Source organism: Streptomyces sp. NPDC012827 (assembly GCF_042900905.1).
Taxonomy (GTDB): Bacteria; Actinomycetota; Actinomycetes; order Streptomycetales; family Streptomycetaceae; genus Streptomyces; species Streptomyces gulbargensis.
In genome coordinates, this window is record NZ_JBIBBY010000011.1 from 37,888 (window position 1) to 49,704 (window position 11,817).

Genomic DNA, 11,817 nt, shown 5'->3' on the forward strand with positions numbered 1-11,817 from the left:
ACCGGTGGCCCCGCGGCCCGGTGAGACTCCGCTCCATGCCCCGCTACCGCGACCTCTTCCGCACGCCGGAGTTCACCCCGCTCTTCCTCGGTGGCGCCGCCCACACCGCCGCCCAGACCGTGACCGGGCTCGGCCTCGCCACCCTCGTCCTCCGGGCGACCGGATCGCCGTTCCTCTCGGCGCTCGCCATGTTCGGCCCGTCGCTCGCCCAGCTCCTCGGCGCCACGACCCTGCTCTCCGCGGCGGACCGGCTGCCGCCGCGTACCGCCCTCACCGCCGTCGCCCTGCTCTTCGCGGGCGGCACCGCGCTCCAGGCGCTGCCCGGGCTGCCGGTGGGCGCGGTCTTCGCGCTCCTCCTCGTCCTGGGTGTGGTGGCCTCGCTCGGCGGGGGCGTCCGGTACGGGCTCCTCACCGAGATCCTGCCGCGCGAGGACCTCCTGCTCGGCCGGTCGGTCCTGAACATGGCCGCCGGGTTCTTCCAGATCCTGGGGTTCGCCACCGGTGGCCTGCTCATCGCCCTGCTCTCCCCGCGCGGCGCCGTCCTCGTCGGCGCGGCCTGCTATCTGGTGGCCGCCCTGTGCGCGTGGTTCGGCCTCGGCGACCGGCGGCCACGGGCCGCCGGCCGGGTCTCACCGGGCGAGACCTGGCGGACCAACGCCCGGCTGTGGTCCTCGCGTCCGCGCCGCCGGGTGTATCTGGCGCTGTGGGTGCCCAACGGTCTGGTCGTCGGCTGCGAGTCCCTCTTCGTCCCGTACGACCCCGGGCACGCCGGGCTCCTGTTCGCCTGTGCCGCGTTCGGCATGCTGACCGGGGACACCGTCGTCGGTCGGTTCCTGCCGGCCGGGCGGCGCCGCTCGTCCGCGGCGCCGCTGCACGTGCTGCTGGCGGCCCCGTACCTGCTCTTCGCGCTCGGTCCGGGGCTGCCGCTCGCCGTCACGGCCGTGACCGTGTCCGCCGTCGGCTACAGCGCGAGCCTGCTCCACCAGGAGCGGCTGGCCGCCCTGGTCCCGAGGGAACTGGTCGGCCACGCCTTCGGGTTGCACGCCTCCGGCATGCTCGCCCTCCAGGGGCTCGGCGCGGCACTCGCCGGAGCCGTCGCCCAGCTCACCACGCCGGCCACGGCGATCACCGTCCTCGCGGCGGCCTCCCTCGCCGTCACCCTGGCGCTGGTGCTCACCGAGGAGCCGTCGAGCGGACCACGACGGTCTCCTCGCACGGCCCGTCGGCGAACAGCTTCAGGGCCTCCAGCTCCGCCGCGTCGACGCTGAGGTCCCAGCGCAGCTTGGTGCCGACCCACTCGCCGACGTAGCGGCAGTAGGCGGCCTGCTCGGCGGGCACCCACCCGGCGGGGTCCCGGCCGGCCTTGTCCTTCTGGCTGCGGGCGGTGACGGCGACCAGCGTGCCCGGCGCCCCCTGGTCGTTGGCGAAGCGCTCGCGGCGGGCCGCCGGCCAGGCGGACGCCCCGGACTCCCAGGCCTCCGCGAGCGGCACGAGGTGGTCGACGCGGAGCGCGGCCGGGTCGCGGACGCTCTGGCCGTCGTAGTACGAGACCCACCGGCCGCCCGTGAGGGCGCAGCCGGCACTGACGGTGGGGGCGTCGGCGGCCTCGTCGAGGAGCACCTCGGCCCGGGTGTCGCAGCCGTCGGCCGCGTCCTCGCCCTTGTTCCAGTGCGGGAAGTGGGATTCCTTGAAGCCGCCCGGGGCCTCGGCGGCCTCGGTGAGCCGGCCCAGGGCGTCGGGGAGGAACAGCACGTCGGCGGAGAGGGCGGGGGAGGGGGCGGCGAGCGGGGAGAGGATCAGCGCGAGCGGGGCGAGACCGCGCACCAGGTTCCTGACCGCGTACGAGTTCTTGATCACGGCAATGGGATAGCGCGCGCGGGGGCCCGAGGGGGCCGTTTCGCGGTGCGTTCCCCCGGCCGGGAACGGCCCGTCACCGCAGAAACGATGCGCTGGATTTCCCGGGGACGTGAAAGAGCGCGGAACCAGGGACCGTAAACCTGGTTCCGCGCTCTCGTTCGTGACCGCCCGACGGCACGAGGCTGGCGCGACAGGACGTTCGCGCCGCCGGGCGGAGTCATGGCCCCTCACGGGGCGGGGAGGTAAGGGGCGTTGGGACCGCGGCGGTGCCGACGGACGTCCGGGCGGTTCCCCTTCCTTCAGGTCAAGAAGGGGGCCCGGGGTCCTGACCACCGCACTGGCTCGGCGCCGCCGCGGTCCTCACGCTGTCCGGTCCGCCGGCCACCCCTCATCCGGGCCGTCGGTCCGGACCGCGTACGGCACCGACCTCCCGTCGGGTACCGTACGCAGCCTTGTGCCGCCTGGACGTCAGTCCTCGCGCAGGGCGTTGACCGCCTCGGCCACACGGCGGCCGTACTCGGGGTCGGCCGCGGCGAAGTGCGCGATGTTCTTCTCGATGACGTCCTCGCGGGAGACCTGGGACAGGCCGCCGGCGATGTTGGCGATCAGACGCTTCTTCTCGTCCTCGGACATCAGGCGGTAGAGCTCACCGGCCTGGAAGAAGTCGTCGTCCTTGGTGTGCAGCGGGGCCTCGTGGTTCCCGGTCCAGCCCTGGACGGCGAGCGGCGCCGAGAGCGGGGTGTCGGTCTGCGCCGGGCCCTGGTACGAGTTGGGCTCGTAGTTCTTGTCGTGGCGCGAGCCGTAGCGGGTGGCCATGACGCCGTCCCGGCCGTAGTTGTCCACGACGGCCGCCTTCGGGGCGTTGACCGGCAGCTGGGTGTGGTTGACGCCGAGGCGGTAGCGGTGGGCGTCCGCGTAGGCGAAGAGGCGGCCCTGGAGCATCTTGTCCGGCGAGGGGCCGATGCCCGGGACGAAGTTGTTCGGGGAGAACGCGGCCTGCTCGACCTCGGCGAAGATGTTGTCCGGGTTGCGGTCGAGGACCAGGCGGCCCACGCGCCGCAGCGGGTAGTCCGCGTGCGGCCAGACCTTGGTGAGGTCGAAGGGGTTGAAGCGGTAGTCCGCGGCCTCGGCGGCCGGCATGACCTGGACGTACAGGGTCCAGGAGGGGTTCACGCCGCGCTCGATGGCCTGGAGCAGGTCCGTCTGGTGCGAGTTGGCGTCCTTGCCGACGAGCTCGGCGGCCTGCTCGGCGGAGAGGGAGCGGATGCCCTGGTTCGTCTTGAAGTGGTACTTGACGAAGAAGGCCTCGCCCGCCTCGTTGGTCCACTGGTAGGTGTGCGAGCCGTAACCGTTCATGTGACGGTACGAGGCCGGGATGCCGCGGTCGCCCATGAGCCAGGTGATCTGGTGGGTGGCCTCGGGGGAGTGCGCCCAGAAGTCCCAGACGTTGTCCGGCTCCTGCTTGCCCGTGAAGGGGTCGCGCTTCTGGGAGTGGATGAAGTCGGGGAACTTGATCGGGTCCTTGATGAAGAACACCGGGGTGTTGTTGCCGACGAGGTCGTAGTTGCCCTCCTCGGTGTAGAACTTCACCGCGAAGCCGCGCGGGTCACGGACCGCGTCCGCGCCGCCGAGCGAGTCGGCCACGGTGGAGAAGCGCAGGAAGAGCTCGGTCTTCTTGCCGACCTCGGAGAGGAAGGCCGCCTTCGTCCAGGCGGTGACGTCGTCGGTCACCTCGAAGTGGCCGTACGCGCCGGAACCGCGGGCGTGCACCACGCGCTCCGGGATGCGCTCACGGTTGAAGCGCGCCAGCTTCTCCAGCAGGTGCTGGTCCTGCAGCAGGAGGGGGCCACCGACGCCGGCGGTGGCGGAGTTCTGGTTGTCGGCGACGGGGGCGCCGGACTCGGTCGTAAGCACGCGCTTCGACATCGTGACCTTCCGTACGGGAGCTGCACTGCTGGATGAAGTGCTCTGGAGCGTAAGTACGCCCGGCAAATAACGTCAACAGTTTGTTGAAAATGAAGACTGGTGTTCCGGACGGCGGCGACGCCTGGGCGCGACAGGACAGGTGTCAGCGCCGCCGCCGCCCGGAAATCGGGGCCCCGCGAGGCGGGGGGCGGGGTCAGACCTGCTGGCCGGAGAGACGCTCGACGGCGCGCAGCAGGGCCGAGTGGTCCAGGCCGCCGTCGCCCTGCGCACGCAGGGAGGCGACGAGCTGGGCGACGACGGCACCGACCGGGAGGGCCGCGCCGACGTTGCGGGCGGCGTCGGTGACGATGCCCATGTCCTTGTGGTGCAGGTCGATCCGGAAGCCGGGCTTGAAGTCCCGGTTCAGGAAGTTGTCCTTCTTGCGGGTCAGCACGGTCGAGCCGGCCAGACCGCCGTTGAGGACGTCGAGGGCGGCGGCCAGGTCCACGCCGGACTTCTCCAGGAAGACCACGGCCTCGGCGCACGCCTGGATGTTGACGGCCACGATGAGCTGGTTGGCCGCCTTCACCGTCTGGCCGGAGCCGTGCGGACCGCACAGGACGATCGTCTTGCCGAGCGCCTGGAGGATCGGGAGGGCCTCGTCGAAGTCGGCCTGCTCACCGCCGACCATGATGGACAGGACGGCCTCGATGGCGCCGGCCTCACCGCCGGAGACGGGGGCGTCGATGACGCGGATCCCCTTCTCCTCGGCGTTCTTCGCCAGGTCGACCGAGGTCTGCGGGGTGATCGACGACATGTCGATGACCAGCGCGCCCTGCCTGGCGTTCTCCAGGATGCCCTCGGGGCCGTAGGCGATCGCCTCGACCTGCGGGGAGGCCGGCACCATGGTGATGACCACGTCGGCGTCCTTGACGGCCTCGGCGATCGAGCCGGCGGCCGTGCCGCCCGCGGCGGCCAGCCGGTCCAGCTTGTCCTGCTCCAGGGTGTAGCCGGTGACCGAGTAGCCGGCCTTGATCAGGTTCTCGGACATGGGCGAGCCCATGATGCCGAGGCCGATCCAGGCGATCTTGGGAAGGTTGCTGCTCATGGGGAGGGTGCCTCTCGAAACAAGGTGGTACGGGGAGAAGTCCTGCGTCAGCGGGCGGCGCGGGCCTCGGCGGGAAGCCATCCGAAGGAGGCGGCGGCGTCGGCGGCCTTGTACTCCAGGCCCACGAAGCCGTCGTAACCGGCCTTCCGCAGCTCGTCGAGCAGCTGCTCCAGGGGCAGTTCACCGGTGCCCGGGGCGCCGCGGCCCGGCATGTCGGCGATCTGGACGTGACCGGTCCTGTCCGCGTACGCGGCGATGACCTGGGAGACGTCCTCGCCGTTCATGGCCAGGTGGTAGATGTCGAGCAGGAACTTGGCGTTGCCGAGCCCGGTGGCCTCGTTGACCTTGTCGACGATCTCGATCGCGGAGGGGGCGCTCACCAGCGGGTAGAGCGGCGACTCCGGCTTGTTGAGGGTCTCGATCAGGAGGATCGCGCCCACCCGGTCGGCGGCGCGGGCGGCCGTGACCAGGTTCTCCAGGGCGAGGGTGTCCTGGGTGGTGGGGTCCACGCCCTCGACGCGGTTGCCGTAGAGCGCGTTGAGCGCCTTGCAGCCGACCGAGGCGGCGAAGTCCGCCGCCACGTCGATGTTGGCGCGGAAGCGCTCCGACTCCTCGCCCGGCACCGAGACCGCGCCGCGGTCCGGGCCGGGGAGCTGTCCGGCGTAGAAGTTCAGTCCCACCAGCTGGGTCCCGGCGTCCTCAAGGGCCTTCTTGAGGGCGTCGAGCTCGCTCTGCTCGGGGGTGGCGGTGTCGATCCAGGGCCACCACAGCTCGACCGCCGTGAAGCCGGCCGCGGCGGCGGCCGCGGGGCGCTCCAGGAGCGGGAGTTCCGTGAAGAGGATCGACAGGTTCACATCGAAGCGCTGGTCCGTGAATCCCATGAGGGGTGCGCTCCTTCCGTATTGCGGAAGTAAGTTTCTGTCTGACGGAATGCTGCAAGGCGGGTGCCGTACTTGTCAAGAGGTCCCCGCAGGTCCGGGGCTGCCGCGGGCCGCGCCGGGCCCGTAGCGTGGGGGCATGGTGCGTTTGAGAGTGGAGTTCACGACCGAGCCGTTCGACCTCGACGAGGCGCCGGCGCACGCGGTCGTGGCCCGTGAGGTCATCCAGTCGGCCGACCTGGACGCCGTGGACGTCGGTCCCTTCGGCAACACGGCGGAGGGCCGGGGCGACGCGGTGCTCACCGCGGTGGACAGGCTGCTGCGCGAGTCCCTCGCGGCCGGGGCGACCCGGGTCTCGCTCCAGGTGAATGTGATCGGGGAGGGCGAGAAGTGACCGAACACCCCTTGGTCGTCGCGGTGAAGCCGCTGGCCGACGCCATGGGGGCCGAGCTGCTCGGCCCCGAGCGGGCGGAGGCGGACGACGTCGTCCTCTCCTGGGAGGGCGAGGAGGTGGTCGCCGTACGGCTGCCGCAGCTGTCGGAGTCCCTCGACCACATCCTGGCGGCGATGGAACGGCGGCACGGGATGCCGCTGGCCGCGCTGGACCGCAAGGCCAAGCAGGAGGTGGTCCGCATCCTGGAGGCACGGGGTGCCTTCTCGGTCCGGCACGGAGTGGAGACGGTGGCCGGCGCCCTCGGGGTCAGCCGGTTCACCGTCTACAACTACCTGAACCGGGAGACCGCCCTGAACAGGGAAAAGGCCGCCAACGACGGTTAGTTGATCACGTACGTCCACAAGCCGTCGTCCGGATGTCGGGACGACGGCTTTTGTGTGGCCGAGTTTTCAACAAAGTGTTGACGTGCTGTTGCGGAGGGCGTTAGCTATCCGCAGCCCGTCCGACGCACAGCGAAAAACAGCCACGGAGGCTTCCCGTGACTTCAGGTACGACCCCGGGCCTCGCCCGGTTCAACACCTCGGCGGACGGCGACGCCGTCGCCGCGCTCCACGAGGTGTGTTCCAGCCCGGCGTGGGGGAGCAAGATCCTCGCCCAGCGCCCCTTCCCCACCGCCGAAGCCCTCTTCCTCGCCAGTGACGCCGCCATGGCCGAGCTGACCGCCGAGGACCTGGCCGAGGCGATGGCGGGGCACCCGCCGATCGGTCGTCCGAAGGCCGGGGACCCGACCTCCTCGCGCGAACAGAGCGGGATGGCCGGCGCCTCCGCGGAACTCAAGGCCGAGATGCTCGAGCTCAACCTGGCCTACCAGGAGAAGTTCGGGCACGTCTTCCTCATCTGCGCCACCGGCAGGACCGGTGAGCAGATGCGCGACGCCATCCGGGAACGGATCGGGAACACGCCCGAGGAGGAGCGCGAGATCGTCCGCACCGAACTGGGCAAGATCAACCGCATCCGCCTGACCCGCCTCGTGGAGGAAGACACCGCATGAGCACCGACACCACGGCCTCCGTGTCCACGCACATCCTGGACACCAGCATCGGCCGCCCCGCCGGGGGAGTGGCCGTCACGCTCGCGGCCCGCGCCGGCTCCGACGCGGCGTGGACCGTGCTCGGCGGCTCCGCCACCGACGCGGACGGACGGTGCAAGGACCTCCCGGCCCTGCCGGAGGGCATCACCCACGTACGTCTCGACTTCGAGACCGAGGCGTACTTCCTGAGCAAGCAGAACAAGCAAGCCGAGGCGCAGCAGGACGCCCCCGCGAATCGGGACAGTGGTGCTGCGGTCGCGTTCTTCCCGGAGGTGGCGATCACGTTCGCCGTCGTACCGGGGGAGCACTACCACGTACCACTGCTGCTCAACCCGTTCGGCTACTCCGTTTACCGAGGGAGCTAGCAGACATGCCCACGATTCTCGGCCAGAACCAGTACGGCAAAGCAGAGAACCGCGTCGTCAAGATCACGCGGGACGGCGCCACCCACCACATCAAGGACCTGAACGTCTCCGTCGCCCTCTCCGGCGACCTCGACGACGTCCACCTCACCGGCTCCAACGCCAACTGCCTCCCCACCGACACGACGAAGAACACCGTCTTCGCGTTCGCCAAGGAGTACGGCATCGAGTCCGCCGAGCAGTTCGGCATCCACCTCGCCCGCCACTTCGTGACGAGCCAGGAGCCGATCAAGCGCGCCCGGATCCGCATCGAGGAGTACGCCTGGGAGCGCATCGCCACCTCCGAGGCCAACTCCAAGTTCATCGGCGCCGACGAGGTGAACCACTCCTTCGTCCGCAAGGGCCAGGAGACCCGCGTCACCCAGATCACCTACGACGGCCAGAAGTGGGAGGTCATCTCCGGCCTCAAGGACCTGGTCGTCATGAACTCCACCAACTCGGAGTTCTGGGGCTACATCAAGGACAAGTACACCACCCTCCAGGAGGCGTACGACCGCATCCTGGCGACGCAGGTGTCCGGCCGCTGGCGGTTCAACTGGACCGACGACGACCAGCGCATGCCCAACTGGGAGCGGTCCTACGAGCAGACCAGGCGCCACATGCTCGAGGCCTTCGCGGAGACGTACTCGTACTCGCTCCAGCAGACGCTGTACCAGATGGCCACGCGCATCATCAACCACCGCTCGGAGATCGACGAGGTCCGCTTCTCGCTCCCGAACAAGCACCACTTCCTGGTCGACCTCGAGCCCTTCGGTCTGAAGAACGACAACGAGGTCTACTACGCCGCCGACCGCATGTACGGCCTCATCGAGGCCACGGTCCTGCGGGACGGCGCCACGGCGCAGATCCCGGTCGACATGACCAACCTCTAAGCGGCACTGAGTCACCGGCCCCGTCCGCCCGCAGTCGGCGGGGCCGGTGCACCAGACCGGAGGGAACCTCCCATGGCTCAGCCTGCACAGGGGCCGGCAACCGCCGAAGGCCCGTGTTCCACCCCGCCGTCCACCTCGGCCGACTGCCACCCCGTGGACGAGAAGCTCCCCGCCTCGCGGCTCGTCCCCGCGGCTCTCCAGCACATCGCCGCCATGTACGCCGGCGTGGTCACCCCTCCGCTCATCATCGGCCAGGCGGCCGGCCTGGACGCCGCCGGGATGACCCGGCTCATCGCGGCCGGCCTGCTCATCGCCGGCTGCGCGACCATCCTCCAGACCCTCGGCCTCGGACGCTTCGCCGGCAACCGGCTCCCGTTCGTCAACGCCGCCTCCTCCGCCGGCATCGCGCCGATGCTCGCCATCGCCGAGACCAGCGCTCCCGGACACCAACTCCCCGCGATCTACGGCGCGGTGATGGTCGCCGGAGTCTTCTGCCTCGCGGTCGGACCCTTCTTCGGCAGGCTCCTGCGCTTCTTCCCGCCGCTCGTCACCGGCGTGGTCATCACCCTCATCGGGGTCACCCTGATGCCCGTGCCCGTCAGCTGGGCCCAGGGCGGTGACCGCACCGCGGGCGACTTCGGCGCCATGAGGTACCTGGCACTCGCCGCCTTCACGCTCGTCGTCATCCTGCTCTTCCAGCGCTTCGGCAAGGGCTTCGTCAAGCAGATCGCCCTGCTGCTCGGCCTCTTCCTCGGCACCCTGGCCGCGATCCCCTTCGGCATGGCGGACTTCAGCGCCCTGCGCGAGGCCCCGCTCGCCGCGCTGCCCGCCCCCTTCGCCTTCGGCGCCCCCGAGTTCCAGCCCGCCGCCATCCTCTCCCTCTGCATCGTCATGCTGGTCCTGATGACGGAGTCCAGCGCCGGCATGCTCGCCCTCGGAGAGATCTGCGACCGGCCCAGCGACGGCCGGACCATCACCCGCGGCCTGCGCACCGACGGCGTCGCCACGCTCCTCGGCCCCGTCTTCGGCGGCTTCCCGACCTCCGCCTTCGCGCAGAACGTCGGCGTCGTCTCGCTCACCCGGGTCCGCTCCCGGTACGTGGTCGCCGCCGCCGGCGGCGCCCTGCTCGTCCTCGGTGCCTTCCCCGTGCTCGGCGCGGTCGTCTCCATGGTGCCGATGCCCGTCCTCGGCGGCGCCGGCATCGTCCTCTTCGGCTCGATCGCCGTCAGCGGCATCCGCACCCTCTCCGAGGCCGGACTCGACGACAGCTCCAACATCATCCTGGTGGCCGTCGCGCTCGGAGCGGGCATCATCCCGCTCGCCGCGCCCACCTTCTACGCCGGCTTCCCGGCCTGGGCGCAGACCGTGCTCGGCTCGGGCATCAGCGCGGGCGCGCTCGTCGCCGTCCTGCTGAACCTGTTCTTCCATCATCTCGGCACCCGGAGCCGCCAGGCGGCCCCGGCACTCAAATCCTCCTAGGGTCCTGCCGTGCCCACCCCACCCCAGAGGAATGAAGGAAGCACCGCCATGGCAGCACCTTCGGCAGCCCCCCAGCGGACCGTCATCGAGAACGCGGCGATCGCGACCGTCGACGCGCACGACACCGAGTACGCCTCCGGCCACCTCGTCGTCGCCGGCAACAAGATCGAGTCCATCGGCGCCGGACGGGCCCCCGAGGGCCTGGAGAACGTGGTCCGGCGGATCGACGCCACCGGCCACCTGGTCACGCCCGGCCTGATCAACACCCACCACCACTTCTACCAGTGGATCACCCGGGGCCTGGCGACCGACCACAACCTCTTCAACTGGCTGGTCGCGCTCTACCCGACGTGGGCGCGGATCGACGAGCCGATGGTGCGCGCCGCGGCCCGGGGCTCGCTCGCGATGATGGCGCGCGGCGGCGTCACCACCGCCATGGACCACCACTACGTGTACCCGGTGGGGTCCGGGGACCTGTCCGGCGCCATCATCGGCGCCGCCTCCGAGATGGGCGTCCGCTTCACCCTGGCCCGCGGTTCCATGGACCGCAGCGAGAAGGACGGCGGCCTGCCGCCGGACTTCGCCGTCGAGACGACCGAGGGTGCGCTCGCCGCGACCGAGGAGACGGTGAAGAAGTACCACGACGCCTCCTTCGACTCGATGACCCAGGTCGCCGTCGCCCCCTGCTCGCCCTTCTCCATCTCCACCGAACTGCTCCGTGAGGGCGCGGCCCTCGGCCGGCGCCTCGGCGTGCGGATGCACACCCACGGCTCGGAGACCGTGGAGGAGGAGAAGTTCTGCCACGAGCTGTTCGGCATGGGCCCCACGGACTACTTCGAGTCCACCGGCTTCCTCGGCGAGGACGTGTGGATGGCGCACTGCGTCCACATGAACGACTCCGACATCGCCGCCTTCGCCCGGACGAAGACCGGTGTGGCGCACTGCCCCTCGTCCAACGCGCGCCTCGCCGCCGGCATCGCCCGCGTCCCCGACATGCTGAAGGCGGGCGTCCCCGTCGGCCTCGGCGTCGACGGCACCGCCTCCAACGAGTCCGGCGAGCTCCACACCGAGCTGCGCAACGCCCTCCTCATCAACCGCCTCGGCGCGCACCGCGAGGCCGCGCTCAACGCCCGCCAGGCGCTGCGCCTCGGCACCTACGGCGGCGCCCAGGTCCTCGGCCGCGCGGACAGCATCGGTTCGCTGGAGGCCGGCAAGCTCGCCGACTTCGTCCTCTGGAAGATCGACGGCCTCGCCCACTCCACGATCGCCGACCCGGTCACCGCCATCGTCTTCGGCGCGGCGGCCCCGGTCACCGCGTCCTTCGTCAACGGCAAGCAGATCGTCGAGAACGACCGCCTGCTCACGGTCGACGAGGACACCATCGCGCGCGAGGCGCGCACGGAGTCCCAGCGCCTGGCCCGCATCGCGGCCCAGGGCTGACCTCCCCCAGGAGTCCGACCGGGGGGGACGGCCCCCGGTCGGTCGCCGCGGACCCGAGCGGGGTCCGCGGCAGCCGGTCCGGGGGGTGGCGTACGCCAAGTCGTACGGCACCCCCCGGGACGGTGAACCCGCGTCCGCGCCCCCACCGGACACCCCGTCAGCGCGCCGGACCCCTCCGCCGGCGCGACCCGCACCGCCCCGCAACGAGCCGCACCTCCTGCACCACGCACCGCACGCACCACCTCCCTGACACCCTCGTCGCCGCCGACGTGTAACCGACCGGAGGAACCGCCGTGGCCGCCAAGCCCCAGGTTCGCAATGTGCCAGACGCAGGCTCAGCCCCAGAAGACCGGACCAAGCACCCGGTCGACG

At 71.0% G+C, this 11,817-nt stretch carries 12 protein-coding genes; 8 read left to right on the forward strand and 4 right to left on the reverse strand.

Going from position 1 to position 11,817, the window contains the following annotated elements; genetic code table 11:
- The first annotated feature begins 35 nt into the window (after positions 1-35).
- Entirely contained in the window at positions 36-1,268 is a 1,233-nt protein-coding gene (locus ACFY60_RS23435; protein WP_388615128.1) for an MFS transporter, read from the forward strand.
- On the opposite strand, the gene ACFY60_RS23440 is transcribed toward ACFY60_RS23435, so the two are convergent.
- From ACFY60_RS23440 to ACFY60_RS23455, 4 genes are all read right to left on the reverse strand, one after another.
- Positions 1,174-1,857 (reverse strand): HNH endonuclease, encoded by a 684-nt coding sequence (locus ACFY60_RS23440; protein WP_388615125.1) that lies wholly within the window; start codon positions 1,855-1,857, stop codon positions 1,174-1,176. The two genes, ACFY60_RS23435 and ACFY60_RS23440, sit on opposite strands and share 95 nt — an antisense overlap.
- A gap of 468 nt (positions 1,858-2,325) precedes the next feature.
- Complete coding sequence (locus tag ACFY60_RS23445) at positions 2,326-3,783, reverse strand: catalase (RefSeq protein WP_388615123.1); 1,458 nt, start codon at positions 3,781-3,783, stop codon at positions 2,326-2,328.
- A gap of 193 nt (positions 3,784-3,976) precedes the next feature.
- On the reverse strand, positions 3,977-4,870 hold the full coding sequence (locus ACFY60_RS23450; RefSeq protein WP_388615120.1) for a 2-hydroxy-3-oxopropionate reductase: 894 nt from the start codon (positions 4,868-4,870) through the stop codon (positions 3,977-3,979).
- Between the two features lie 47 nt (positions 4,871-4,917).
- The gene (locus tag ACFY60_RS23455) at positions 4,918-5,751 is read right to left on the reverse strand and encodes a TIM barrel protein (RefSeq protein ID WP_388615117.1); all 834 of its coding nucleotides are present in this window, start codon (positions 5,749-5,751) and stop codon (positions 4,918-4,920) included.
- 139 nt (positions 5,752-5,890) lie between these two features.
- Between ACFY60_RS23455 and ACFY60_RS23460 the strand changes: the two genes are divergently transcribed.
- From ACFY60_RS23460 to ACFY60_RS23490, 7 genes are all read left to right on the forward strand, one after another.
- Positions 5,891-6,142 carry a hypothetical protein gene (locus tag ACFY60_RS23460; protein ID WP_309049929.1) on the forward strand — a complete coding sequence of 84 codons (252 nt, stop codon included), beginning with the start codon at positions 5,891-5,893 and terminating at the stop codon, positions 6,140-6,142.
- 44 nt (positions 6,143-6,186) lie between these two features.
- Positions 6,187-6,525 (forward strand): helix-turn-helix domain-containing protein, encoded by a 339-nt coding sequence (locus tag ACFY60_RS23465; RefSeq protein WP_388615231.1) that lies wholly within the window; start codon positions 6,187-6,189, stop codon positions 6,523-6,525.
- Between the two features lie 155 nt (positions 6,526-6,680).
- Complete coding sequence (gene uraD / locus ACFY60_RS23470) at positions 6,681-7,193, forward strand: 2-oxo-4-hydroxy-4-carboxy-5-ureidoimidazoline decarboxylase (RefSeq protein ID WP_388615115.1); 513 nt, start codon at positions 6,681-6,683, stop codon at positions 7,191-7,193.
- Positions 7,190-7,597: a hydroxyisourate hydrolase gene (uraH, locus tag ACFY60_RS23475; protein WP_388615112.1), complete on the forward strand. Its 408-nt coding sequence runs from the start codon at positions 7,190-7,192 to the stop codon at positions 7,595-7,597. Before uraD ends, uraH begins: the two co-directional genes overlap by 4 nt.
- A 5-nt stretch (positions 7,598-7,602) precedes the next feature.
- Positions 7,603-8,526, forward strand: coding sequence for a factor-independent urate hydroxylase (gene pucL / locus ACFY60_RS23480; protein WP_309049922.1), 924 nt, complete (start codon positions 7,603-7,605; stop codon positions 8,524-8,526).
- 72 nt (positions 8,527-8,598) lie between these two features.
- Positions 8,599-10,005, forward strand: a complete 1,407-nt coding sequence (locus ACFY60_RS23485; protein ID WP_388615109.1) for a nucleobase:cation symporter-2 family protein — start codon at positions 8,599-8,601, stop codon at positions 10,003-10,005.
- Positions 10,006-10,053: 48 nt separating this feature from the next.
- Positions 10,054-11,445, forward strand: a complete 1,392-nt coding sequence (locus ACFY60_RS23490; RefSeq protein WP_388615106.1) for an 8-oxoguanine deaminase — start codon at positions 10,054-10,056, stop codon at positions 11,443-11,445.
- Positions 11,446-11,817 lie beyond the last annotated feature (372 nt).